Consider the following 23,603-nt stretch of genomic DNA (forward strand, 5'->3'; position numbering starts at 1 on the left):
ACGCCCGCCCCCGGCCGGGGCGCGCGGGGCGAGCATCACGGCGTGGGCCCGGGGTACATGTGGCGCGGGCTCCGGCGGGCCCGGCGCGCGAGGAGCGAAGGGGCGAGCGATGGGGACGCAGACCGTTCAGGCGGCGGAGCGGCCGGCGCGCGGGCGGCGCGGGCGGGTGGTGATCGACTGGCTGACCACCACCGACCACAAGAAGATCGGGCACCTCTACCTGATCACATCGTTCGCGTTCTTCCTGGTCGCCGGGGCGATGGCGCTGCTGATGCGCGCCGAGCTGGCCAGGCCCGGGCTGCAGATCGTCGACAACCAGCAGTTCAACCAGCTGTTCACGATGCACGGCACGATCATGCTGCTGCTGTTCGCGACCCCCACGTTCGCCGGGTTCGCCAACGAGCTGATGCCGCTGCAGATCGGCGCACCCGACGTGGCCTTCCCCCGGCTGAACATGCTCTCGTACTGGCTGTTCCTCTTCGGCGGGCTGATCGTGCTCGGGTCGCTGGTGGTGACCGGGGGCCCGGCCGCCTTCGGCTGGTTCGCCTACGCGCCGCTGAACAGCGTGGAGTACTCCCCCGGCGTCGGCCCCGACCTGTGGATCATGGGTCTGGCGCTGGCGGGCTTCGGCACGATCCTCGGTGCGGTCAACTTCCTCACCACCATCATCGGGATGCGCGCCCCCGGCATGACGATGTTCCGGATGCCGCTGTTCACCTGGAACACCCTGTTCACGTCGATCCTGATCCTGCTGGCGTTCCCGGTGCTCGCGGCGGCCCTGCTGGTGCTGGAGGCGGACCGGCGGTTCGGCTCGCAGATCTTCGAGGCGGCCAACGGCGGGGCGGTCCTGTGGCAGCACCTGTTCTGGTTCTTCGGCCATCCCGAGGTCTACATCATCGCGCTGCCGTTCTTCGGCATCGTCACGGAGATCATCCCGGTCTTCAGCCGCAAGCCGCTGTTCGGCTACCTCACGCTGGTGGGCGCCACCATGGCCATCACGGGTCTGTCGGTCGTGGTGTGGGCGCACCACATGTTCGCCACCGGGGCGGTGCTGCTGCCGTTCTTCTCCTTCATGAGCTTCCTCATCGCCGTGCCGACGGGCGTGAAGTTCTTCAACTGGACCGGCACCATGATCAAGGGATCGCTGTCCTTCGAGACGCCGATGCTGTGGGCGACCGGGTTCCTGGTGTCGTTCCTGTTCGGCGGCCTGACCGGGGTGCTGCTCGCGTCGCCGCCCCTGGACTTCCACGTGACGGACTCGTACTTCGTCGTCGCGCACTTCCACTACGTGGTCTTCGGCACCGTCGTCTTCGCGACCTTCGCCGGGTTCTTCTTCTGGTGGCCCAAGTTCACCGGGAAGATGCTCGACGAGCGGCTCGGCAAAATCCAGTTCTGGACGCTGTTCACCGGCTTCCACGCCACGTTCCTGGTGCAGCACTGGCTGGGCGCGGAGGGCATGCCGCGCCGGTACGCCGACTACCTGGCGGCGGACGGCTTCACCGCCCTCAACACCGTGTCGACCATCGGCTCCTTCCTGCTCGGCCTGTCCACGCTGCCGTTCCTCTACAACCTCTGGAAGACGGCCAGGTACGGCGAGAAGGTCGAGGTCGACGACCCCTGGGGCTACGGGCGCTCCCTGGAGTGGGCGACCTCGTGCCCGCCGCCGCGGCACAACTTCACGACGCTGCCCCGGATCCGTTCGGAGTCGCCGGCCTTCGACCTGCACCATCCGGAGTACGCGGCCGTGACGCCCCAGCCCGAGCCACGGAGCGAGCAAGCCGGCCATGAGCCGCACTGACCGCGCCGATCAGCTCGGTGGGCTCCAGCACCTCGAACTCCAGGCCCAGCAGCATCACGTGCACCACCATGACGTCCAGGCTCCCGGCCCCGGTGCGCAGCAGGCAGCTGTCCGGGCCCTCCGCCTCGAGGGTCCCCGTGGAGGGCGAGATCCGCTCCGCGGCCTCCTCCAGGGGCACCAGCAGACGGATCACGGCGTGCGTGGCGTACACGTGGGTGGAGACGCCCCGGGAGACGTAGGCGGCGAGGTCCTCGGCGGGCGGCTCGCGCGGGACGAAGCGGGGCCCGTGCGGGGGCCTGGGCGTGACGCGGTCGGCGCGGAAGGTGCGCCAGTCCTCGCGGTCGAGGTCCCAGGCGACCAGGTACCAGCGGCGCTCGGAGCACACCAGGCGGTGCGGCTCGACGGTGCGGCGGCTCGGCGTGCCGTCGTGGCCCCGGTAGTCGAACCGCAACCGTTCGGCGTCCCGGCAGAGGTGCGCCAGTTCGGTCAGCACGGCCGGGTCGACGGAGTCGGCGCCGGAACCGCGCAGCATCGGCACGGTGTAGGCGTTCAGCGCGCTCACACGGCGGCGCAGCCGCTCCGGCAGCACCTGCTCCAGTTTGGCGAGGGCCCGTACCGAGGTCTCGCCGATGCCCTCGACGCCCTGCCCGGCGGCGGTGCGCAGCCCGACGGCGACGGCGACGGCCTCCTCGTCGTCCAGCAGCAGCGGCGGCAGTTCGGCACCGGCACCCAGCCGGTAGCCGCCGCCGGTGCCCGGGCTGGCGTTGACGGGGTAGCCGAGTTCGCGCAGCCGGTCCACGTCCCGCCGCAGCGTCCGGGCGCTGACGCCCAGCCGGCCGGCCAGATCGGCGCCGGACCACTCACGGTGGGCCTGGAGCAGGGACAGCAGGCGCAGCAGGCGTGCCGAGGTCTCCAACATGGGGCGAGTCTGCCAGGCCTTGCGGACAGCTCCGGTCCTGAAGGGGCGCGGGTCCGGACCGGCGATCCCCCGGCCGGGCCGGGCCGGTCGCCGCACGCCACGGACACCATCGATTTCCGGCCACCCGCTTCATTCGCTGATTTCCGGATTTGTCGACCCGTGCATGCGACGGTCCACGGGTCACCCTCACCCGTCAACAAGCCTCCTTACAAGGGAACTTGACAGTGAACGCGGGATTCCGCGCCCACCGTGTGCCTACGCGCCGGATGGTTCGATTCGGTTCGCGCCGGGGCGTTACTCCCGCCACGGATCGCCCGTTGTCTTCTTCATGAGCCGGGGACCTGCCCGGACCACGGGCCGGGAGCCACCCGGCCTCGCCACGCACCGCATCCCGAGGGAGCCACCCGTGCCGCGCATGCTCGACGTCAGCGACGAGGTACGCGCCGAGATCGGCGACGAAGAAGCAGCCCGCCTGCTCGCCGGAGAGTCCGCCCCGGGCAGTTACGACTGCACCTCCTGCCGCACCCAGGGCGACCCCGAGCAGGAGCGCACCAGCACCGTCCTGTTCGTCGGCGACGAGACCGCCGTGCTGGCCTTCGCCCACGCCACCTGCCTGCCCTCGCAGGTCGTCCAGGTCACCGAGGAGCAGCTCCAGGGCGCCGTGCGGGCCATCGGCGGCCACACCCCGGAGCCGGAGGCCCCGCAGGCGACCCCCGAGCAGGCCGTGCTGGGAGTGACCAGCGGGCTGGCCCTGATCGCCGGGGAGCTGCACCCGGCGCTGGTCGTCGAGCCGACCTCGCCGGTCGCCCGGCCCGGTTCGCTCGGGGCCGGCGACGACTTCCTGCCACTCCTCATCGAGCAGGGCTTCATGCCGCTCACCGAGCTGTCGGCCGTACCGCCGGTGCTGCACGGCTGGTCGGTGCTGCTCGCCGCGGGCCAGTTGCACGCCGTGCTCCAGCCGAACCCCGCCGGCGGCCGCCCGGTGGCCTGGTGGCAGGCCCACCAGCCGCTCCAGGTCACCGACGGCTGGCGACAGGCCGCCAACAAGCACCAGCAGGTACTGCTGTTCGCGGCCCCGGTCGGCTCCATCGGCCGGCAGCCGCGCGAGGACCTGCTGCGCGACGCGCTGGACAAGGCGGCGGCGAACGGCAAGCTGGTCGCCGCCGCCATGCCGCTCGCGGGCATCTGACCGGACCTGCGGAGCGCCGCCGGAGCCGCCCCACGACCCGGCCGCCGAAAGCCCCGAAAGGGCCGCATCCCTTGCGGGGCGGGGTCGTTTGGACATACGTGCACGCATACGACGTTCCCCGCCGCCAGTCCCTCGCCTCGGTACCCGCACCCGTGCGCCCGGCGCAGGACTCCCGGAGCGGCCACTCGGCCACGCCGATCTACGACGCCCTCTACACCGAGTACGTCAAGTCCTTCCGCTCGCTGCCGGGCGACCGCAGCGGCGAGGAGGACCTGGGCTTCACCGCCTTCGGGAACATCCCGCACAGCAGTACGGGCACGTACGGCGGCCACAGTCCCGGCTCGTTCGGCGCCTCCCTGTTCGGCGGCGCCTACGGAGCGGCGGACGGCGCCCGACAGGACGACGGCGAGCAGCCGCAGTGGCAGCGGGTCGCCACGGTCGGCCGGAACGCCGCCGGGATGCACCACGTGCCGGCCGGACTGCCACCGGCCCCGCGCAGAGGCGCCTGACCTGGGCACGGTTAAGGGGCGGTCCCGGCCGGGACCGCCCCTTCACCGTGCCCGAGGTGCGCTACCTCGTCACTTCTTCCGGCCGCGCTTCTCGCGCACCCGCACCGAGATGTGGATCGGCGTCCCCTCGAAACCGAACTCCTCGCGCAGCCGGCGCTCGATGAAGCGCCGGTAGCCGGCCTCGATGAATCCGGAGGCGAAGAGCACGAACCGCGGCGGCTTGGTGCCCGCCTGGGTGCCGAAGAGGATGCGCGGCTGCTTGCCGCCCCGCACGGGGTGCGGGTGGGCCGCGACCAGCTCGCCGAGGAAGGCGTTCAGCCTGCCGGTCGGCACCCGGGTCTCCCAGCCCGCGAGGGCGGTCTCGATGGCCGGGACCAGCTTCTCCATGTGCCGTCCGGTCTGCGCCGAGACGTTCACCCGCGGCGCCCAGGCGACCTGGCCGAGCTCGGTCTCGATCTCCCGCTCCAGGTAGTAGCGGCGCTCCTCGTCGAGGGTGTCCCACTTGTTGTACGCGAGGACGAGCGCGCGGCCCGCCTCCACCGCCATGGTGACGATGCGCTGGTCCTGCACCGAGATGGAGTCGGCGGCGTCGATGAGGACGACGGCCACCTCCGCCTTCTCGACGGCGGCGGCGGTGCGCAGCGAGGCGTAGTAGTCGGCGCCCTGCTGGAGGTGCACGCGCTTGCGGATGCCCGCCGTGTCGACGAACTTCCAGGTCTTGCCGCCCAGTTCGATCAGCTCGTCGACCGGGTCGCGGGTGGTGCCGGCGAGTTCGTTGACGACGACCCGCTCCTCGCCCGCCACCTTGTTCAGCAGGGAGGACTTGCCGACGTTGGGCCGGCCGATCAGGGCGACCCGGCGCGGGCCGCCGACCGCGGTGCCGAAGGTCTGCGCCGGGGCCTCCGGCAGCGCCTCCAGGACCTTGTCCAGCATGTCGCCGGTACCGCGGCCGTGCAGCGCGGACACCGGGTGCGGCTCGCCGAGGCCCAGGGACCACAGGTAGGCCGCGTCGGCCTCGGCGCTCGGCCCGTCCACCTTGTTGGCGCACAGCACGACCGGCTTGCCGGCCTTGCGCAGCAGCCGGACGACGGCCTCGTCGGTGTCGGTGGCGCCGACCTTGGCGTCCACCACGAAGACGACCGCGTCGGCGGCCTCGATGGCGTACTCGGCCTGCGCGGCGACGGACGCGTCGATGCCCAGGACGTCCTGCTCCCAGCCGCCGGTGTCGACGACCTTGAAGCGGCGGCCCGCCCACTCGGCCTCGTAGGTGACACGGTCGCGGGTGACGCCCGGCTTGTCCTCGACGACCGCCTCACGGCGGCCGATGATGCGGTTCACCAGGGTCGACTTGCCGACATTGGGCCGGCCGACGACGGCGAGCACCGGCAGCGGGCCGTGTCCCGCCGCCTCGATGGCGCCCTCGACGTCCTCGAGGTCGAAGCCCTCCTCCGCGGCGAGCTCCATGAACTCCGCGAACTCGGCATCGCCCAGCGCCCCGTGGTCGTGCTCGTGCGCACCCTCGTACGCGTCCGAGCCGTCGGGCTGGATGTGGTCGTTCATGAAGTCCGTACCTCGTCGTTCATCGTGGTGATCGGTGGACCGCCCCGTCGGGGGCGGTCCACTACTCAGTCTCGCCTAGCGCCCGGTGAGGCGCCTGGCGTTTTCCAGGTGCGCGGTGAGCTGCTTCTGGATGCGTTCGGTCGCCTCGTCGAGCGCCTTGCGGGTCCGTCTGCCGCTGCCGTCACCCGCGTCGAAGGGGTCGCCGAAGACGACGTCGACGCCGGAGCGCAGCGGGGGCAGCGCCTTTATCAACCGCCCGGGCCGCTCCGAACTTCCCAGCACGGCCACCGGCACGATCGGCGCGCCGCCGCGGACGGCGAAGTACGCGAGGCCCGCGCGGAGCGAGGCGAAGTCGCCCTCGCCGCGGGTGCCCTCCGGGAAGATGCCGAGGACGCCGCCCTGCTCCAGGACGCCGAGGGCCCGGGAGATCGCCGTGCGGTCGGTGGTGTGCCGGTCGACCTTGAGCTGGCCGATGCCGGTCAGGAAGGGGTCGAGCGGTCCGACGAACGCCTCCTTCTTGATCAGGAAGTGCGTCGGCCGGGGGGCGACGCCCATGACCATGGGGCCGTCGATGTTGTGCGAGTGGTTCACGGCGAAGATCAGCGGGCCGGTGGCGGGCACCCGCCAGGACCCCAGCACGCGCGGCTTCCACAGCCCGTACATCAGGCCGACGCCGATGCGCCGCCCGACCTCGGCGCCCCGCGCCGACGGTACGTCGGTCACTTCCCCGCCCGCTTCTCCTCGACGAGGGTGACGACGCACTCGACGACCTGCTGGAGGGTCAGCTCGGTGGTGTCCACCTCGACCGCGTCGCCGGCCTTGGCCAGCGGGGAGGTCTTGCGCCCGGAGTCGGCCGCGTCCCGCCTGATCAGCGCCTCGCGGGTGGTGTTCAGGTCGGCGCCCTTGAGCTCGCCGCTGCGGCGGGCGGCACGCGCCTCGGGGGAGGCGGTGAGGAAGATCTTCAGGTCGGCGCCGGGCAGCACGGTGGTGCCGATGTCACGGCCCTCCACGACGATGCCGGTGACGGCGGCGGAGGCGATGGTGCGCTGAAGCTCGGTGATCCGGGTGCGCACCTCGGGGACCGCGCTGACCGCGCTGACCCTGGAGGTGACGTCCTGCTCACGGATCGGTCCGGCCACGTCGACGCCGTCGACGGTGATGGTGGGGCTCTTCGGGTCGGTGCCCGAGACGATCTCCGGCTTGCCCGTGACGGCGGCGACCGCGGACGGGTCGTCCGTGTCGATGCCGTTGTTCACCATCCACCAGGTGATCGCCCGGTACTGGGCGCCGGTGTCCAGGTAGCTCAGCCCGAGCTGCGCCGCCACGGCCTTCGACGTGCTCGACTTGCCCGTGCCGGAGGGACCGTCGATGGCGACAATCACGGGCTTGGCGGCGCCGTTTTCCACGGGGGAACACCTTCCTGGTGCGGTGGGGTGGGGTGTGCGGGACGCGCACACGCCCCGCACCAGGTTACCGGCCCCCCGGAACCCTTCCGACAAGCGGACGATCCGGCCCTTCGGGGGCGGGGCCTGTGGGTGGTGCCCCGCGGTCGCCGCGGCACCACCGTACGGTCACTGCCGGATCGCCCAGCCCCGCTCCCGCAGCCCGGCGGTGAGGACCGGGACCGCCTTGGGCTCCACCATCAGCTGCACCAGACCGGTCTGCTGCCCGGTGGCGTGCTCGATGCGGACGTCCTCGATGTTGACCCCCACGCTGCCCGCGTCGGCGAAGATGCGGGCGAGCTGGCCGGGCTGGTCGTCGATGAGGACGGCCACGGTCTCGTAGACGCGCGGCGCGGAGCCGTGCTTGCCGGGGACGCGGACCTGTCCGGCGTTGCCGCGCCGCAGCACGTCCTCGATGCCGGTGCTGCCCGCGCGGCGTTTGTCCTCGTCGGAGGACTGCAGGGCGCGCAGGGCCCGTACGGTCTCCTCCAGGTCGCCGGCGACCTCGGTGAGCAGGTCGGCGACGGGTCCCGGGTTGGCCGACAGGATGTCGATCCACATCCGGGGGTCCGAGGCGGCGATCCTGGTGACGTCCCGGATGCCCTGCCCGCACAGCCGTACGGCGGCCTCCTCGGCGTGCTCCAGCCGGGCGGCGACCATGCTGGAGACGAGGTGCGGCATGTGGGAGACGAGGGCGACGGCCCGGTCGTGGGCGTCGGCGTCCATGACGACGGGCACGGCACCGCAGTGCGAGACCAGTTCCAGGGCGAGGTTCAGCACCTCGGTGTCGGTGTCCCGGGTCGGGGTGAGCACCCAGGGGCGGCCCTCGAAGAGGTCGGCGCCGGCGGCCAGCGGTCCGGACTTCTCCCGGCCGGACATGGGGTGGGTGCCGATGTAGGACGCCAGGTCCAGCCCGCGCGCCTGCAGTTCCCGGCGGGGTCCGCCCTTGACGCTGGCCACGTCGATGTAGCCGCGGGCCAGGCCGCGCCGCATCGCGTCGGCGAGCACGTCGGCCACGTGGGCGGGCGGGGCGGCGACGACCGCCAGGTCCACCGGCCCGCCGGGGGCCTCGTCCGTGCCGGCGCCGAGCGCGGCGGCGGTACGCGCCTGCTCCGGGTCGTGGTCGGCGAGGTGGACGACGACGCCCCGCCGGGTGAGGGCGAGGGCGGCGGAGGTACCGATGAGTCCGGTGCCGATGACGAGCGCGGTTCTCACTGGGCGATGTCCTTGCGCAGGGCGGCCGCGGCACCGAGGTACACGTGCACGATCTCCGCACGGGGCCGGTCGGACTCGATGTGCGCGAGGACCCGGACGACGCGGGGCATGGCGCCCTCGACGTCGAGTTCCTGGGCGCAGAGGAGGGGGACGTCGACGATGCCGAGCTTGCGGGCGGCGGCCGCGGGGAAGTCGCAGTGCAGGTCGGGCGTGGCCGTGAACCAGAGGCTGATCAGGTCGTCGGTGCGCAGGTCGTTGCGGACCAGGACGGCGGTGAGCAGCTCGCCCACCCGCTCCTCCATGTGACCGGACTCGTCCCGTTCCAGCTGGACGGCCCCCCGGACCGCGCGTACCGCCACGACGATGCTCCTTGCTGACGTGCGTCTGTGCTGTTCGGTCACCCAGCCTAGCCAGGCACGTGCCGGGCGGCGCCGGGCGCTCATCCGCTGAGACGGTGCGGAATGCGCGGTTGCCACCACTTGACCCGAATTGCTGCGGCTGTGTCGCTTTCAGTGCCAAGATGCAGGGACTCTGCCCCGCCGTTTTTCCCTCCCGGGAGTGACGCCATGTCCCCTCGCGCGACGCGCCGCACGGTCCTGCTGGCGACCGGTGCGGCGGCCCTGACCGCCGGCTGCGGCTCGGACGGCGGCGACGGGACCGCCTCCTCGCCGGACTCCGCCGGCCAGGAGCTGACCTCGACCGCCGACGTCCCGGTGGGCGGGGGCACGGTCCTCAAGGAGGCGAAGATCGTGGTCACGCAGCCCGGGGAGGGTGACTTCAAGGCCTTCTCGGCGATCTGCACCCACCAGAACTGCCTGGTGGCCGAGGTCGCGGACGGCACGATCCACTGCCCCTGCCACGGCAGCCGGTTCAGGATCACCGACGGTTCGGTGGTGCAGGGCCCGGCGACCAGGCCCCTGCCCGAGGAGCGGATCACGGTGGAGGGAAATTCGGTCCGCCTGGCGTGATCCGCCGCGTACGCTCCCCGGCATGCGCCCCGAGAGCCTGGTCGAGGACCACACGATCTACGCCTGCGTCATGGGCTCCCGTGCCTTCGGTCTGGCCACGGAGGGCAGCGACACCGACCGCAGAGGCGTCTTCCTCGCGCCCACTCCCCTGTTCTGGCGGTTCGAGAAGCCGCCCACGCACGTCGAGGGACCGGCCGAGGAGCAGTTCAGCTGGGAGCTGGAGCGCTTCTGCGAGCTGGCCCTGCGCGCCAATCCGAACATCCTGGAGTGCCTGCACTCCCCGCTGGTGGAGTACGCCGACGCCACCGGCCGTGAACTGCTGTCCCTGCGCGAGGCGTTCCTCTCCCGCAGGACGCACGAGACGTTCACCCGGTACGCCCTGGGCCAGCGCCGCAAGCTGGACGCCGACGTCCGCACCCACGGCGCCCCGCGCTGGAAGCACGCCATGCACCTCCTCCGCCTCCTCACCAGCGCCCGTGACCTGCTGCGCACCGGCACCCTCACGGTCGACGCGGGTGATCACCGCGAGCCGCTGCTCGCGGTGAAGCGCGGCGAGGTGCCCTGGCCGGAGGTCGAGGCGCGGATGGCGTGCCTGGAGCGGGAGGCCGCGGCGGCGGTCCACCGGAGCCCGCTCCCGGCGGAACCGGACCGCCGGCGGGTGGAGGACTTCCTCGTCCGCACCCGCCGCGCCTCGGCCCTCCGGCCGTCCTAGGGACGGACGTCCCAGAGCGTGCCTAGGGCCAGCAGGTCGTCCCGGTACTCGACGCGGTCGGCCCACCCGGCCGGCCAGGCGTCCGCGCCCAGGTGCGCGCCGGCGAAGGCGCCCGTCAGGCAGGCGATGGAGTCGGAGTCGCCCGAGGTGCAGGCGGCCCGGCGCAGGGCGGTGAGGGGTTCGTCGACGAAGAGGAGGAAGCAGAGCAGACCGGTCGCGAGGGCCTCCTCGGCGATCCAGCCCTCGCCGGTCGCCAGACAGGGGTCGGTCTCCGGGGAGACGGTGCGCACGGCCTCGCGGAGGCGGCCGAGGACGTCCAGGCATGCGTCCCAGCCGCGGGCGATGAAGTGCCCGGGGGTGGGGTCCTGGGCGCGGGTCCACAGGTCGCCGAGCCAGAACTCGTGGTAGCGGGTGCGGTTGTCATAGGCGTACGAGCGCAGCAGGCCGATCAGTCCGGTCGGTTCGGCGCCCTCGGCGAGCAGCCGCACGGCGTGCGCGGTGAGGTCGGAGGCGGCGAGGGCGGTGGGGTGCCCGTGTGTGAGGGCCGCCTGCAACTGCGCGGCGCCCGCGCGCTGTTCGTCGGTCAGACCGGGGGCCAGACCTATCGGCGCGACCCGCATGTTCGCGCCGCAGCCCTTGGAGTGGACCTGACTGGCGTCCTGCCAGGGGAGGTCCTCACGGGACAGCAGGTGGCACGCCTTGAGGCAGGTGCTGCCGGGGGCGCGGTTGTTCTCGGGCGAGCGCCACCACTCCACGAACTCCTCGCGCACCGGTCGCTGCAGCCGCTCCGGGGTGAGCGGTCCCCGGTCCATGGCCGTGCGCAGTCCATGGCCGAGGGCGAGCGTCATCTGGGTGTCGTCGGTGACGACCGCCGGCCGCGGCAAGTCCATCTCCCGCCAGGGCCCGCACTTGGCGAGGATCGAGGGGACGTCGTCGAACTCGGTCGGGAGGCCCAGCGCGTCCCCGAGGGCGAGTCCGGTGAGCGCGCCGGTGGCGGCGCGCTTGGTGACGGTGGTGGTCATGCGGGAGGTCCTTCCGGGGTCGGCCGGAGCAGCGGCGGGTGGAGGGCGGCGGCGGTGCCCGCGCGGTAGAGGGCCGCGGGTTTGCCCCGGCCGCCGGTGAGGCGCGCGGCGCCGGGGACGGCTTCGACGAATCCCGGGGTGGCGAGGACCTTGCGCCGGAAGTTGGGCCGGTCGAGCTCGGCGCCCCAGACGGTCTCGTAGACCTGCTGGAGCTCGCCGAGGGTGAACTCGGGCGGGCAGAAGGCGGTGGCGAGCCCGGTGTACTCGAGCTTGGCGCCGACACGACCCCGTGCGTCGGCGAGGATCCGGTCGTGGTCGAAGGCCAGCTGCCGCGCCGCGTCGTACGGTGTCCAGCGGGCCCGGGCCGCGTCGCTGCCGCCGTGCGCCTCCGGCGCGTCGGGCAGCAGGGCGGCGAAGGCGACGGAGACGACCCGCATCCGGGGGTCGCGGCCGGGTTCGCTGTAGGTCCGCAGCTGCTCCAGGTGCAACCCGGAGACGTCCGTCAGCCCGGTCTCCTCGCCCAGTTCGCGCCGGGCGGCGCTCTCCGCCGACTCGTCCGGCCGGACGAAACCGCCGGGCAGCGCCCACCGCCCGGCGTACGGTTCCTCCCCGCGCTCGACGAGCAGCACGTGCAGTGCGCCCGCGCGCAGGGTGAACACGGCGAGGTCGGCGGTGACGGCGAAGGGTTCGTAGGCGTACTTGTCGTAGCCGTCCATGACCTGCACCCCCTTTTATAGTCAGTGCGACTATAAAAGGGGGTGCGGGTGAGGCACAAGCCCGGCGGGGGCTCCTAGAGCTCGACCTCCTGCATCAGCATCCCGACCTCGGTGTTGGACAGCCGGCGCAGCCAGCCCGACTTCTGGTCGCCCAGGGTGATCGGGCCGAACGCGGTGCGCACCAGCTTGTCGACCGGGAAACCGGCCTCCGCGAGCATGCGGCGCACGATGTGCTTGCGCCCCTCGTGCAGCGTCACCTCGACGAGGTAGTTCTTGCCGGTCTGCTCCACCACCCGGAAGTGGTCGGCGCGCGCGTAGCCGTCCTCGAGCTGGATGCCGTCCTTCAGCCGCTTGCCCAGGTCGCGCGGGATCGGGCCGACGATGTGCGCCAGGTAGGTCTTCTTCACGCCGTACCGGGGGTGGGTCAGGCGGTGGGCCAGCTCCCCGTGGTTGGTGAGCAGGATGACGCCCTCGGTCTCGGTGTCGAGCCGGCCGACGTGGAAGAGGCGCGTCTCGCGGTTGGTGACGTAGTCACCGAGGCACTGGCGCCCCTCCGGGTCCTCCATGGTCGAGACGACCCCGGCGGGCTTGTTCAGCGAGAAGAACTGGTACGACTGCGTGGCGACGGTCAGGCCGTCGACCTTGACCTCGTCCTTCTCCGGGTCCACCCGGCGGCCCTGCTCCAGCACGATCTCGCCGTTGATCTCGACCCGCGCCTGCTCGATCAGTTCCTCGCAGGCGCGCCGGGAGCCGTAGCCCGCGCGCGCGAGCACCTTCTGCAGCCGCTCGCCCTCCTGCTCGGCGCCGGGGAAGGTCTTGGGGAGCTTCACGTCCTTCCTGCCCGCGTACCGCTCCCGGTTGCGCTCCTCGGCCCGCGCCTCGTACTCGCGGGACGTGGCCGGGACCGAGCGCCCCCGCTGCAGGGGCTTCTTCGGCCCGCCCTTGGCGCCTCCGCGGGCCGTGGGCCCGCGGCCCGACTTGGGGCCCTCCTGGGTGGCGCCGGGGCCCACGTCGTAGCGCCGCTCCTCCGGGCGCGGCTTCTTCGGACGACCGCCCTGCCTGTCGTCGCGGTTGTTGCCGGTGCCGCGGTGACCACCGCGGCCACCGCCGCTCCCGCCGCGGCCGCCGCTGTTGCCACCACGGCTCCCGCCGTTGTTTCCGCTGCTGTTCCTGCCGCTGCTGCTTCGCATCAAAGTTCCGTCTTGTCGTCTGCGTCCTCGGAATCCGGGGCGTCCGGATCGAACGACGGCACGCCTTCCTGGGTCTCGGCCTCGATCGCCTCCGCCTCCGGGAGGAAGGGCGCGAGCTCCGGGAGCTCGTCCAGACCGCGCAGGCCCATCCGCTCCAGGAAGTAGTGCGTCGTCGTGTACAGGATCGCACCTGTTTCGGGTTCCGTGCCCGCCTCCTCGATCAGCCCGCGCTGCAGGAGGGTGCGCATCACGCCGTCGCAGTTGACTCCGCGCACGGCGGAGACGCGGCTGCGGCTGACCGGCTGCCGGTAGGCGACCACCGCGAGGGTCTCCAGGGCGGCCTGCGTGAGACGGGCCTGCTGGCCGTCCAGGACGAACCGCTCGACGGCCGCGGCGTACTCGGGGCGGGTGTAGAAGCGCCAGCCGCCCGCCACGAGCCGCAGCTCGAAGCCACGGCCCTGGCGGGTGTACTCGTCGGCCAGCTCGCGCAGCGCGTCCGCGACCTGGCGTGCGGGCCGCTCCAGCGTCTTCGCCAGGTGTTCCTCGGTCGCGGGCTCGTCCACGACCATGAGGACCGCCTCCAGGGCGGGCCTGAGGTCGAGGTCCGCGACGGCGCGCGGCCCGGCGGGCACGCCGGTGGTCTCGCTCATGTCCTCTTCTCCTCGTCGGGCCGCTCGGGGGGCCGGTCGAACTCGTCGGTGACCGTCGGGGCGGGGCCCCCGTCCCCGCCGGTCCAGCGCACGGTCAGCTCGCCGAGCGCGGTCTCCTGGTCGAGGGCGACCGCCTTCTCGCGGTACAGCTCCAGCAGGGCGAGGAACCGGGCCACGACGGTCAGGGTGTCGTCCGTGTCCTCGACGAGCGCCCGGAAGCTCGCCTCGCCCAGTTCCCTGAGCCGTGCGACGACGATCCCCGCCTGCTCCTGCACGCTGACCAGCGGCGCGTGGATGTGGTCGACGTACACCTGCGGTGTGGGCCTGGGCTGCATCGCCTTGACGGCGAGCCGGGCGAAGCCCTCGGCACCGATGCTGATGACCACCTCGGGCAGCAGCTCGGCGTGCTGCGGTTCGAGACCCACGGTACGGGGGTAGCGCCGGCCCTCGTCGTCGAGCCGCCGGTCGAGGATCTCGGCGATCCGCTTGTACGCGCGGTACTGCAGCAGCCGGGCGAACAGCAGGTCGCGGGCCTCCAGCAGGGCCAGGTCGGCCTCGTCCTCCACCTCGGCGGCGGGCAGCAGCCGGGCCGCCTTGAGGTCGAGCAGCGTGGCCGCCACGACCAGGAACTCCGTCGTCTCGTCCAGGTCCCAGTCCGGCCCGAGCGCCCGGATGTGCGCCATGAACTCGTCGGTCACCTTCGACAGCGCGACCTCGGTGACGTCCAGCTTGTGCTTGGCGATCAGCTGAAGCAGCAGGTCGAACGGCCCCTCGAAGTTCGCCAGCCGGACCTTGAACCGCCCGTCCCCCTCGCCCGCGAACGCTTCCTCCCCCGCCGGCGCGGCGGGTCCGGGTGTGTGCGGCGGTGTCGTGGTTGTGTGCGCGGGGAGCGGAGCTCCGGGATCGGCGAGGGAGTCCCCCGGCTCCGTCTCCGACGCCTCGGTCCGCACGGGCCGCGCGGGCGCCCGGCCGTCGCCCCGCGGGGTGTCCGCCGTGTCCCGGGCGGGGGTGGCCGCGCGGTCCGGCTCTCCGGGTGCTCCGGCCGGGGGCGCGGTGCGCCCGGGGCTCGTGCCGTCCGGGTCCGGGTCCTCCGGCCCGGACACCCCGTTCCCCGGCGGAGCGGCATCCGGCACGCCCGCGCCCGGGGCAGCGGCCGGGCCCCGGCCCAGGGCGCGCCGGCGGGGCGGCCGGCCGCCGGAGGCGGGTGTGTCGTTCGAGGTCATGGCCTCCGCAGGCTACCGCTACCGCCCGCGGAGACGCCGTACGAGGATGCTGGCGTCCCCACGGCTCTCCAGGTCGGCGAGGACCACCGCCACCGCCTCGCGGACGATGCGTCCGCGGTCGACGGCGAGGCCGTGCTCGCCGCGCAGGACGAGCCGCGCGTGTTCGAGGTCCATCAGCTCCTCGGCGGAGACGTACACGGTGATCTTCTCGTCGTGCCGTTCACGGCCGCTGGGCCGCCGTGCGGCCGCTCTCCCCCGCTTGCGCGGGGCCGCGCCCTCCTGGGCGGCCTGACTCCGCCCGGAGCCCGCCGCACCGCGGCTGCGGGACTCCCCGGCCCCGTCCTGCTCCGCGTCCGCCGCGACGTGCTCCGCGCCCTCGCCGCCCTGCGCGGGCACCGACTGCGGCGCGTCCTCCTGCGCGGCCGCCGCGTCGCCCTCCCCCGCGGGAGCGGGAACACGGGCGTCGCCGTTGGCGCGCCGGGGAGTGGACGCCTGGAGCGCCGTCCCCCCTGTCGTACGGAAGAGTTCGTCGGCCCCCGGCAGACTCACTCGGCGTGACACCGGGCGAGCACCTCCCTGGCGAGCTGGCGGTAGGCGGCGGCACCGACGGAGTTGGACGCGTACGTGGTGATCGGCTCACCGGCGACCGTGGTCTCCGGGAAGCGGACCGTGCGGCCGATGACCGTGTGGTACACGTGGTCGTCGAACGCCTCGACCACCCGCGCGAGCACCTCACGGCTGTGCACCGTGCGCGAGTCGTACATGGTGGCGAGGATGCCGTCGAGCTCCAGGTCGGGGTTGAGCCGCTCCTGGACCTTCTCGATGGTCTCGGTCAGCAGCGCCACCCCGCGCAGCGCGAAGAACTCGCACTCCAGCGGCACGATCACCTTGTGGGCGGCGGTCAGCGCGTTGACCGTGAGCAGGCCGAGCGAGGGCTGGCAGTCGATCACGATGTAGTCGTAGTCGTCCATCAGCGGCTTCAGCGCGCGCTGCAGCGTCGACTCGCGCGCGACCTCGCTCACCAGCTGCACCTCGGCCGCCGACAGGTCGATGTTGCTGGGCAGCAGGTCCATGTTGGGGACCGCGGTCTTCAGCAGCACCTCGTCGGCCGCCATGCCCCGCTCCATGAGCAGGTTGTAGACGGTGAGGTCGAGTTCCATCGGGTTGACGCCGAGTCCGACCGACAGCGCGCCCTGCGGGTCGAAGTCGACGAGCAGCACCCGGCGTCCGTACTCCGCGAGCGCGGCACCCAGGTTGATGGTCGACGTGGTCTTCCCGACGCCGCCCTTCTGGTTGCACATCGCGATGATCTTCGCGGGTCCGTGGTCGGTCAGCGGGCCCGGGATCGGGAAGTACGGCAGCGGGCGCCCGGTCGGGCCGACGCGCTCACGGCGCTGGCGCGCCGCGTCGGGCGCGAGCGTGGCCGCGTACTCCGGATCGGGCTCGTACTCGGCGTCGGGGTCGTAGAAGTGCCCCTCGGGCAGGTCGTCGTAGTCGGCGAGCTGGTTGTGGGGCGCGCCACTTCCGTCGCCGGCCATGGCGTTCACGTGATGGCCATCCATGCTCTGGTGTGCTGGGTGAGTCACCCCGGAGGTCCGGTGACTCCGGTGGGCTGCGAAGGTGCGCACAGCGACGGAGCCGACAGCAGCGAATCCCGCGGGCTCCTGGTCCGGCGCAGGCATTCCTGGTTGACCACCCCCGGGAGTAAATGTCGACTCATTCACAAGTCGTCTTACCTCCTTGGTGACCAGGAAACTTCTAGACAGGTCAGCGTGGCACCATGCCGACGACTGGCGACTCTATGGCGTGTCGGCCGTCCGCAGCAACACAATCCGCCGGACCCGGCCCGATGTGTCGGCAATGAAACATCCCTCTGTCAAGGGCGTACGGCCGTCGTACGGCAGGTTTCACGGGTGTGCGAATCGGTAGAAGGGTTACGTTCGAGGCGAGTTGTACAGGAATCAGGAAGTGACCATACACACATCCGGCCGGACCTCGTGGGACAAGGTCCGGCCGGGCGCGTGGCGTTGACGACCCGAGTTGACGTGTCGCCTTTGCTGATCGGTGACTTGGTCGACTTACCGTCCTGGCGGCTCAGCCGAGCAGCGAGGCCGGGTCGACGTGCTCGAGGCCGTGCGCCTCGGCGACCTCCCGGTAAACGACCTTGCCGTCATGCGTGTTGAGGCCCTTGGCGAGCGCGGGGTCGCGGCGCAGCGCGTCCGCCCAGCCGCGGTTGGCGAGTTCGACGATGTACGGCAGCGTGGCGTTGGTCAGCGCGTACGTCGAGGTGTTGGGCACGGCGCCGGGCATGTTGGCGACGCAGTAGAAGACCGACTCGTGGACCTTGAAGGTCGGCTCGGCGTGCGTGGTCGGGTGGGAGTCCTCGAAGCAGCCGCCCTGGTCGATCGCGATGTCGACAAGGACACTTCCCGCCTTCATCCGCGAGACCAGCTCGTTGGTGACCAGCTTCGGGGCCTTGGCGCCGGGGACCAGCACCGCGCCGATCACCAGGTCGGCCTCCAGGCAGGCCTTCTCCAGCTCGAAGGCGTTGGAGACGACGGTCTGGATCTTCGTGCCGAAGACCTTGTCGGCCTCCTTGAGCTTGTTGATGTCCTTGTCGAGCAGGGTCACGTGGAAGCCCATGCCGATGGCGATCTGCGCGGCGTTCCAGCCGGAGACGCCGCCGCCGATGACCACGGCGCGGCCGGCCAGGACGCCGGGGACACCACCGGGGAGCACACCCCGGCCGCCGTGGGCGCGCATCAGGTGGTAGGCGCCGACCTGGGTGGAGAGCCGGCCCGCGACCTCGGACATCGGGGCGAGCAGCGGCAGCGCGCGGTTGGGCAGCTCGACGGTCTCGTAGGCGATGGCGGTGGTGCCGGACTCCAGCAGGGCGTCCGTGCACTCCTTGGACGCGGCCAGGTGCAGGTAGGTGAAGAGGGTCTGGTCCTTGCGCAGGCGGTGGTACTCCTCCGCGACGGGTTCCTTGACCTTCAGCAGCAGGTCGGCGGCGGCCCAGACCTCGTCGGCGGTGTCCAGGATCTGCCCGCCCGCGGCGATGTACTCGCCGTCCGGGATGGAGGAGCCGACGCCTGCGCCGCGCTCGATGACGACCTGGTGACCATGGCGCACGAGCTCGTGCACGCCGGCGGGGGTGATGGCCACCCGGAACTCGTTGTTCTTGACCTCGCGGGGGATGCCGACCTTCACGTGGATCACGGTCCTTGGCTCAGAGGGTATGGGGGTATCACTACACATACCCGGGCACACACGGGCACACCGGGAGAGACCGCAGAAGATGGCGCGGCAGAGCCAGTTTAATGAAGGCGTTCCCGCTGTCTAGCCTTTCAATGCTTCAATCTTCAGCGGATGCGCTACGGATTTCGCAGGCGTTAGGGCCGTGTTCCGGTGTGGAGTCGCCTTCCGGGTCCTCCTCGGCCAGCATCCGCTCGGCCGTGCCCCGGTGCAGCGCGGCGGACGCGGCGTCGCCGAGGTGCTCGAAGGAGTCGGCGAGGCGCAGGTGCAGTGCGGCCTGCAGGCGGGTGTCCTCGGCCCGGCGCGCCCACTCCACGGCCTCCCGGCAGGTGCGCAGCGACTCGTCGAGCCGGCCCGCGTACTCCTGCACCCGGGCCAGTTCGCTCAGGGCCCGCGCCTGGGCGGCCGTGTCGCCCTGCCTGCGGTGCCCGGCGACGGACGCGCGCCAGTCGCGCAGCGCGTCGCCGTACCGGCCGGCGTAGGTGTGGGCGGCGCCGATGCGGCCGTAGAGCCGGGCGGCCTCCGCGTGCTCGCCCCGGGCCAGCCGCTCGGCGAGGGCCCGGCCGAACCAGTCGGCGGCCCGGTCGAAGTCCCCAAGTTCCAGGTGGGCGCCGCCTACGGATTCCATCGCGCGGCCGGTCGCGTACGGGTCGTTCGCCTCGCGTCCGGCGTCCAGCGCGGCCCGGTAGCGCGTGAGGGCGTCCGCCGTGCGCCCGGTGTGGGCGTCGAGGTCGCCCAGGTTGAGCAGGGCCGCCGCCCGCTCCCGGGGCAGCGCGCGGCGCTCGGCGACGTCGAGGACCAGCCCGTGGATGTCGTACAGGTCGCTCGCGGCGGCCTGGGTGCCGAAGTGGGCGGCCATGGCGCGCACCAGCTGGGACATCAGGCGCCTGGCGAGGGTGTCCAGTTCCCCGTCCGCGACCGCGAGCCGGGCGGCGGCCAGCAGGGCGGGCCGGCGCAGCCGCAGCCAGTCGGCGGCGGCCCGGGGGCTGGGGAAGCGCAGGGCGCGCGGCATGCCGAGGAGCCTCTCGCGCGCCTGGGGGCTGTCGGTCTCGGTGATCGCCCGGCACGACTGGAGCAGCCGTACGGTCCGCTCCAGCATGCGGGCGCGGGCCAGCTGGAGCTCGCCGGGCTTCTCGTGCTCCGCCGCGAGGTCGCGCAGCAGCGGGTGCAGGCAGCGGGGCACCCGGTACTGCGGCTGGGCGGAGCCCACCGAGTGCAGCAGGCCGTGGACGGCGAAGCCGTCCAGGGTGGTGCGGGCGGCCTCCACCGGGCAGCCGGTGAGCGCGGCGGCGGTGTGCGGGTCGACCAGGCCCCCCGGGGCGAGGCTGAGCAGGCGCAGCATCCGGGCGGCGGTCGTGGGCAGCGAGTCGTGCACCAGCCGTCCCACCCGGGTGACGGCGCCGTCCTGTCCGGGGTCGGTGTGCAGTTGCCTGGCGAGGTCGGCGACGGCGGCCTTGGGCCGGGCGGCCAGCCAGCCGCCGGCCAGCACCAGCGCGGCGGGCAGGCCCTGGCACTGCTCGGCGAGCCGCTCGGCGGCCCGGGGGTCGACCGTGACGCGCACCGATCCGGTCAGCCGGGACAGCAGCTCCACCCCGGACTTGGTGTCGAGGCCGCCCAGGGTGCAGGGGCGGACGTCGGCGATGCCGGTGAGCGGTCCGGAGGAGACGGTGACGGCGAGGCAGTCCGGGTTGTCGGGGAGCAGCGCGTCGACCTGCTCCGCGTCGGCCGCGTCGTCCAGCAGCAGCACCGCACGGCGGTCGGCGAGGGCGGTGCGCAGCGCCTCGGTCAGCTCGTCCTCGGGGGCTCCGGCCGGGACGGGCGTCTCCAGGACGTCGAGCAGTTCCCGGGCCGCGCGCCCGACGGGCACGCGGGTGCCGTCCGGTTCGCTGAGGCGGGCGCGCAGCACCCCGTCGGGGTAGCGTCCGGCGACCTGGCGCACGAGTTCCTCGGCGAGGGCCGTCCGCCCGGATCCGGGCCGGCCCGCGATCAGCAGGACGCGCGCGCGGGGTGCCTTGCGGCCGGAGAGCGTGTCCAGTCCTGCGCGCTCGATGTCCGCGCGCAGCTCCTTCAACTCCCTGGTGCGGCCCAGGAATCGACCTTCCGGGGCAGCGTCCTCGAGGAGCCGCACACCATCGGGGTCCACCGCCTGATCCGTCACGGGCCACACTCCCGTCCCACCGCACGCGCAGGCCCGCCGGGTCTTCCGGACCGGGCTTTTCGCAGAGCCTAGTTCACTCTCTGCGACGTTCCGTGAGGAGCGCGGCACGGGGGGCGAGACTCCCCCGATCGGATCAGCAGATCGTAGGACCGATGGTGTCGAGGGGGCGGTACGAGGGACGCGGGACGCCGCGCGGCCGGTCCCGGCGGGCGGGCGACCGGGCGGCGCGGCGACCCCGTCGGCTCACGCCTCGAAGGGCCGCGCCGGCCACGGGGCCTGCGCGGGACGCAGCGCGTCCAGTCCGTCACCGCTCCGCGCGGCGACGACCGACAGGACGCCCACCACCAGGCAGTTGTTGTGCAGATCCCCGGCCAGCACCCCGCGCACCAGCTCGTCGAGGGGGACCCGGGCGAGCTCCATGTCGGCCTCCTCGTCCTCGACGGCGAAGCGGTCGCCCTCGGCCTCGGACAGCCCGCGCGCCAGGAAGATCCGTACGGCTTCGTCGCAGCCGCCGGGCGTCGTGTAGACGTCGGTCAGCACCCGCCAGTCCTCCGCCTTGACGTGCGCCTCCTCGTACAGCTCCCGCTGGGCCGCGTGCAGCGGGTTCTCGCCGACCACGTCGAGCAGGCCGGCCGGGATCTCCCACAGCTTCTGGCGCACCGGATGCCGGTACTGGCGCAGCACCAGGGCCCGGTCGGCGTCGTCGAGGGCGAGGACGGCCACGGACCCGGGGTGGACCTGGTAGTCGCGCCGGACCACGGCACCGCCGGGCATGACCACCTCGTCCGTGCGGACGGAGGTCTTGTTGCCCGTGAACGGGGTCTCGGTCCCGCGGATCTCCCACTCTTCCGGGGCGTCCTTGATCGTCATGCCTGTCCTTCCCGACGTACTGCTCTGGTGCGCGGTGCCTGGGTAAAAAAGCGGCCGGGGTGCGCCCCTCCTTGAAGGTTCGCACCCCGGCAACCGTACAACCGGGTGTGTTACTTCGAGATCTTCCGCTCGACCGAGGCCTTCACCAGGCCGGCGAAGAGCGGGTGCGGACGGGTCGGGCGCGAGCGCAGCTCGGGGTGCGCCTGCGTCGCGACCAGGTACGGGTGGACGTCGCGCGGGTACTCGACGTACTCGACGAGCTTGCCGTCCGGGGAGGTGCCGGAGAACAGGATGCCGGCCTTCTTCTCCAGCTCCGCGCGGTAGGCGTTGTTCACCTCGTAGCGGTGCCGGTGGCGCTCCTCGACGTACTCCTTGCCGTCGTACACCTCGCGCACGATCGAGCCCTCGGCCAGCTTGGCCGGGTACATGCCGAGCCGCATGGTGCCGCCCATGTCGCCCTCACCGGCCACGATGTCGAGCTGCTCGGCCATCGTGGAGATGACCGGGTGGGAGGTGGCCGGGTCGAACTCGGTGGAGTTGGCGTCGGAGATGTCCGCGAGGCTGCGCGCGGCCTCGATCACGATGCACTGCAGACCGAGGCAGAGGCCGAGCAGCGGGATCCGGTTCTCGCGGGCGAACTTGATCGCGCCGACCTTGCCGAGCACACCGCGGTCGCCGAAGCCGCCCGGGATGCAGATGCCGTCGACGTCACCGAGCTGCGCCTGGGCGCCGGCCGGGGTCTTGCAGTCGTCCGAGGTGACCCACTTGATCTTCACCCGGGCCTTGTTGGCGAAGCCGCCCGCGCGCAGCGCCTCGGTGACCGAGAGGTAGGCGTCGGGCAGGTCGATGTACTTGCCGACCAGGGCGAGGGTGATCTCGTGGTCGGGGTTGTGGACCCGGTCGAGCAGGTCGTCCCAGGTCGTCCAGTCCACGTCCCGGAACGGCAGGTCGAGCTTGCGCACCACGTAGGCGTCCAGGCCCTCGCCGTGCACGGTCTTCGGGATGTCGTAGATCGAGCGGGCGTCGGGACAGGCGACGACGGCGTCCTCGTCGACGTCACACATCAGCGAGATCTTCCGCTTGATCGCGGTGGGCACCTCGCGGTCGCAGCGCAGCACGATCGCGTCCGGCTGGATACCGATGTTGCGCAGTGCCGCGACCGAGTGCTGGGTGGGCTTCGTCTTGAGCTCGCCCGAGGGGCCGATGTAGGGAAGAAGAGAGATATGGACCACGAACACGTTGTCGCGCCCGACCTCGTGCCGGACCTGGCGGACGGTCTCCAGGAACGGCAGCGACTCGATGTCGCCGACCGTGCCGCCGACCTCCGTGATCACCACGTCGACCTCGTCGGTCGCCATGCGGCGGATCCGGTGCTTGATCTCGTTGGTGATGTGCGGGATGACCTGCACCGTGTCGCCGAGGTACTCGCCGCGCCGCTCCTTGGCGATCACGGTGGAGTAGATCTGGCCCGTGGTGACGTTGGCGGAGCCGTCGAGGTCGCGGTCCAGGAAGCGCTCGTAGTGCCCGATGTCCAGGTCGGTCTCGGCGCCGTCGTTGGTGACGAACACCTCACCGTGCTGGAAGGGGTTCATCGTGCCCGGGTCGACGTTGAGGTACGGGTCGAGCTTCTGCATGACGACGCGCAGACCGCGGGCCTTGAGGAGCATTCCCAGGCTGGAGGCGGTCAGGCCCTTGCCGAGAGAGGAGGCGACACCCCCGGTGACGAAGATGTGCTTGGTCGTCGAAGATTTGGGCGGCATGGCCAAGAGGGGGCTCCCGTGGTCGCGGTCTGAGGGTGCGGTTCCGGGGTTTCTCGCCCACCGGTCCACGGGCTACCAGCGTAACAGCGCCGCGCGGTGATGGCTCACGGCCACGCTCCGCGCACGCGCCGGCACAGGGTAGGCACCGTGCACCGGGCCCTCACCTCCTGGTCACCCGTTCGGCGGAGCCGGGTTGCCCCGAGCGGCACACAGATCATCTACGTGCGTCGTATCCTGCTCGGACACTCGCTGCCGAGCCCGGCCGGCCGAACGGCACCACCCCCGCCCGTAAGTTCCGGAAAAACGTGAGCTCGTCAGTTCGTTGAGCAACAATTGACGCTTTGCCATCACGGCCGAGTGACTGATGTGCTGGAAGCTCGACGACGATCGCAAGAAAACCCTGACCGCACTAGCGACAACCCCCTCGCGGGGTGACGTGGCCGTTCG

At 72.2% G+C, this 23,603-nt stretch carries 21 protein-coding genes and 1 pseudogene; 5 read left to right on the forward strand and 17 right to left on the reverse strand.

Going from position 1 to position 23,603, the window contains the following annotated elements; genetic code table 11:
* Nucleotides 1-109: 109 nt before the first annotated feature.
* Nucleotides 110-1,792, forward strand: a pseudogene (gene ctaD, locus IE118_RS26335) (aa3-type cytochrome oxidase subunit I); the annotation flags it as partial.
* Here the strand turns inward: ctaD and IE118_RS26340 are convergent.
* A complete protein-coding gene (locus tag IE118_RS26340) occupies nucleotides 1,677-2,717 on the reverse strand; it encodes a helix-turn-helix transcriptional regulator (protein WP_229846941.1) in 1,041 nt (346 codons plus the stop codon). The pseudogene ctaD and the gene IE118_RS26340 sit on opposite strands and share 116 nt — an antisense overlap.
* Nucleotides 2,718-3,123: 406 nt before the next feature.
* On the opposite strand from IE118_RS26340, the gene IE118_RS26345 reads away from it, so the two are divergent.
* Both IE118_RS26345 and IE118_RS26350 read left to right on the forward strand, forming a co-directional pair.
* On the forward strand, nucleotides 3,124-3,906 hold the full coding sequence (locus IE118_RS26345; RefSeq protein ID WP_189560532.1) for a DUF8842 C-terminal domain-containing protein: 783 nt from the start codon (nucleotides 3,124-3,126) through the stop codon (nucleotides 3,904-3,906).
* Between the two features lie 98 nt (nucleotides 3,907-4,004).
* Nucleotides 4,005-4,415, forward strand: coding sequence for a hypothetical protein (locus tag IE118_RS26350; RefSeq protein WP_189560533.1), 411 nt, complete (start codon nucleotides 4,005-4,007; stop codon nucleotides 4,413-4,415).
* A gap of 69 nt (nucleotides 4,416-4,484) precedes the next feature.
* On the opposite strand, the gene der is transcribed toward IE118_RS26350, so the two are convergent.
* The 5 genes from der to aroH form a co-directional block, all read right to left on the reverse strand.
* Nucleotides 4,485-5,975 (reverse strand): ribosome biogenesis GTPase Der, encoded by a 1,491-nt coding sequence (gene der, locus IE118_RS26355; RefSeq protein WP_189560534.1) that lies wholly within the window; start codon nucleotides 5,973-5,975, stop codon nucleotides 4,485-4,487.
* A gap of 75 nt (nucleotides 5,976-6,050) precedes the next feature.
* Nucleotides 6,051-6,698: a lysophospholipid acyltransferase family protein gene (locus IE118_RS26360; protein ID WP_189560535.1), complete on the reverse strand. Its 648-nt coding sequence runs from the start codon at nucleotides 6,696-6,698 to the stop codon at nucleotides 6,051-6,053.
* Complete coding sequence (gene cmk, locus IE118_RS26365) at nucleotides 6,695-7,381, reverse strand: (d)CMP kinase (protein ID WP_189560536.1); 687 nt, start codon at nucleotides 7,379-7,381, stop codon at nucleotides 6,695-6,697. Before cmk ends, IE118_RS26360 begins: the two co-directional genes overlap by 4 nt.
* 165 nt (nucleotides 7,382-7,546) lie before the next feature.
* On the reverse strand, nucleotides 7,547-8,632 hold the full coding sequence (locus IE118_RS26370) for a prephenate dehydrogenase (RefSeq protein WP_189560537.1): 1,086 nt from the start codon (nucleotides 8,630-8,632) through the stop codon (nucleotides 7,547-7,549).
* Nucleotides 8,629-8,991 (reverse strand): chorismate mutase, encoded by a 363-nt coding sequence (gene aroH / locus IE118_RS26375; RefSeq protein ID WP_189560538.1) that lies wholly within the window; start codon nucleotides 8,989-8,991, stop codon nucleotides 8,629-8,631. Before aroH ends, IE118_RS26370 begins: the two co-directional genes overlap by 4 nt.
* A 207-nt stretch (nucleotides 8,992-9,198) precedes the next feature.
* On the opposite strand from aroH, the gene IE118_RS26380 reads away from it, so the two are divergent.
* On the forward strand, nucleotides 9,199-9,600 hold the full coding sequence (locus IE118_RS26380; protein ID WP_189560539.1) for a Rieske (2Fe-2S) protein: 402 nt from the start codon (nucleotides 9,199-9,201) through the stop codon (nucleotides 9,598-9,600).
* 22 nt (nucleotides 9,601-9,622) lie between these two features.
* A complete protein-coding gene (locus tag IE118_RS26385; RefSeq protein WP_189560540.1) occupies nucleotides 9,623-10,312 on the forward strand; it encodes a nucleotidyltransferase domain-containing protein in 690 nt (229 codons plus the stop codon).
* Here IE118_RS26385 and IE118_RS26390 read toward each other — a convergent pair.
* The 11 genes from IE118_RS26390 to pyrG all read right to left on the reverse strand — a co-directional run bounded on the left by IE118_RS26390 (nucleotide 10,309) and on the right by pyrG (nucleotide 23,156).
* Complete coding sequence (locus tag IE118_RS26390; RefSeq protein WP_189560541.1) at nucleotides 10,309-11,334, reverse strand: ADP-ribosylglycohydrolase family protein; 1,026 nt, start codon at nucleotides 11,332-11,334, stop codon at nucleotides 10,309-10,311. The genes IE118_RS26385 and IE118_RS26390 overlap by 4 nt on opposite strands.
* Complete coding sequence (locus IE118_RS26395; protein WP_189560542.1) at nucleotides 11,331-12,050, reverse strand: NUDIX hydrolase; 720 nt, start codon at nucleotides 12,048-12,050, stop codon at nucleotides 11,331-11,333. The genes IE118_RS26390 and IE118_RS26395 overlap by 4 nt, the downstream gene beginning before the upstream one ends.
* Nucleotides 12,051-12,124: 74 nt before the next feature.
* Nucleotides 12,125-13,240, reverse strand: coding sequence for a pseudouridine synthase (locus tag IE118_RS26400; RefSeq protein WP_189560543.1), 1,116 nt, complete (start codon nucleotides 13,238-13,240; stop codon nucleotides 12,125-12,127).
* Nucleotides 13,240-13,890, reverse strand: a complete 651-nt coding sequence (gene scpB, locus IE118_RS26405; protein WP_189560544.1) for an SMC-Scp complex subunit ScpB — start codon at nucleotides 13,888-13,890, stop codon at nucleotides 13,240-13,242. Before scpB ends, IE118_RS26400 begins: the two co-directional genes overlap by 1 nt.
* A complete protein-coding gene (locus tag IE118_RS26410; protein WP_189560545.1) occupies nucleotides 13,887-15,113 on the reverse strand; it encodes a segregation and condensation protein A in 1,227 nt (408 codons plus the stop codon). The genes scpB and IE118_RS26410 overlap by 4 nt, the downstream gene beginning before the upstream one ends.
* Nucleotides 15,114-15,131: 18 nt before the next feature.
* Nucleotides 15,132-15,674, reverse strand: coding sequence for a hypothetical protein (locus IE118_RS26415; protein WP_229846942.1), 543 nt, complete (start codon nucleotides 15,672-15,674; stop codon nucleotides 15,132-15,134).
* Nucleotides 15,659-16,795, reverse strand: coding sequence for a ParA family protein (locus IE118_RS26420; RefSeq protein WP_189560546.1), 1,137 nt, complete (start codon nucleotides 16,793-16,795; stop codon nucleotides 15,659-15,661). The genes IE118_RS26415 and IE118_RS26420 overlap by 16 nt, the downstream gene beginning before the upstream one ends.
* A 412-nt stretch (nucleotides 16,796-17,207) precedes the next feature.
* Nucleotides 17,208-18,332, reverse strand: coding sequence for an alanine dehydrogenase (gene ald / locus IE118_RS26425; protein ID WP_229846943.1), 1,125 nt, complete (start codon nucleotides 18,330-18,332; stop codon nucleotides 17,208-17,210).
* Nucleotides 18,333-18,468: 136 nt separating this feature from the next.
* Entirely contained in the window at nucleotides 18,469-20,526 is a 2,058-nt protein-coding gene (locus tag IE118_RS26430) for a tetratricopeptide repeat protein (RefSeq protein WP_189560547.1), read from the reverse strand.
* A 243-nt stretch (nucleotides 20,527-20,769) separates the two neighbouring features.
* Nucleotides 20,770-21,396 carry an NUDIX domain-containing protein gene (locus tag IE118_RS26435; protein ID WP_189560548.1) on the reverse strand — a complete coding sequence of 209 codons (627 nt, stop codon included), beginning with the start codon at nucleotides 21,394-21,396 and terminating at the stop codon, nucleotides 20,770-20,772.
* Nucleotides 21,397-21,506: 110 nt separating this feature from the next.
* Nucleotides 21,507-23,156 carry a CTP synthase gene (gene pyrG / locus IE118_RS26440; protein WP_189560549.1) on the reverse strand — a complete coding sequence of 550 codons (1,650 nt, stop codon included), beginning with the start codon at nucleotides 23,154-23,156 and terminating at the stop codon, nucleotides 21,507-21,509.
* Nucleotides 23,157-23,603 lie beyond the last annotated feature (447 nt).

Source organism: Streptomyces pilosus (assembly GCF_014649835.1).
In the GTDB taxonomy this organism is placed as follows: Bacteria; Actinomycetota; Actinomycetes; order Streptomycetales; family Streptomycetaceae; genus Streptomyces; species Streptomyces pilosus.

Excerpts from the sequence above, each read along its gene's own strand:
- IE118_RS26340 (WP_229846941.1), bottom strand. The coding sequence starts at position 2,717 with ATGTTGGAGACCTCGGCACGCCTGCTGCGCCTGCTGTCCCTGCTCCAG.
- der (WP_189560534.1), bottom strand. The coding sequence starts at position 5,975 with ATGAACGACCACATCCAGCCCGACGGCTCGGACGCGTACGAGGGTGCG.
- IE118_RS26380 (WP_189560539.1), top strand. The coding sequence starts at position 9,199 with ATGTCCCCTCGCGCGACGCGCCGCACGGTCCTGCTGGCGACCGGTGCG.
- IE118_RS26385 (WP_189560540.1), top strand. The coding sequence starts at position 9,623 with ATGCGCCCCGAGAGCCTGGTCGAGGACCACACGATCTACGCCTGCGTC.
- IE118_RS26390 (WP_189560541.1), bottom strand. The coding sequence starts at position 11,334 with ATGACCACCACCGTCACCAAGCGCGCCGCCACCGGCGCGCTCACCGGA.
- IE118_RS26395 (WP_189560542.1), bottom strand. The coding sequence starts at position 12,050 with ATGGACGGCTACGACAAGTACGCCTACGAACCCTTCGCCGTCACCGCC.
- IE118_RS26400 (WP_189560543.1), bottom strand. The coding sequence starts at position 13,240 with ATGCGAAGCAGCAGCGGCAGGAACAGCAGCGGAAACAACGGCGGGAGC.
- scpB (WP_189560544.1), bottom strand. The coding sequence starts at position 13,890 with ATGAGCGAGACCACCGGCGTGCCCGCCGGGCCGCGCGCCGTCGCGGAC.
- IE118_RS26410 (WP_189560545.1), bottom strand. The coding sequence starts at position 15,113 with ATGACCTCGAACGACACACCCGCCTCCGGCGGCCGGCCGCCCCGCCGG.
- IE118_RS26420 (WP_189560546.1), bottom strand. The coding sequence starts at position 16,795 with ATGCCTGCGCCGGACCAGGAGCCCGCGGGATTCGCTGCTGTCGGCTCC.
- IE118_RS26435 (WP_189560548.1), bottom strand. The coding sequence starts at position 21,396 with ATGACGATCAAGGACGCCCCGGAAGAGTGGGAGATCCGCGGGACCGAG.
- pyrG (WP_189560549.1), bottom strand. The coding sequence starts at position 23,156 with ATGCCGCCCAAATCTTCGACGACCAAGCACATCTTCGTCACCGGGGGT.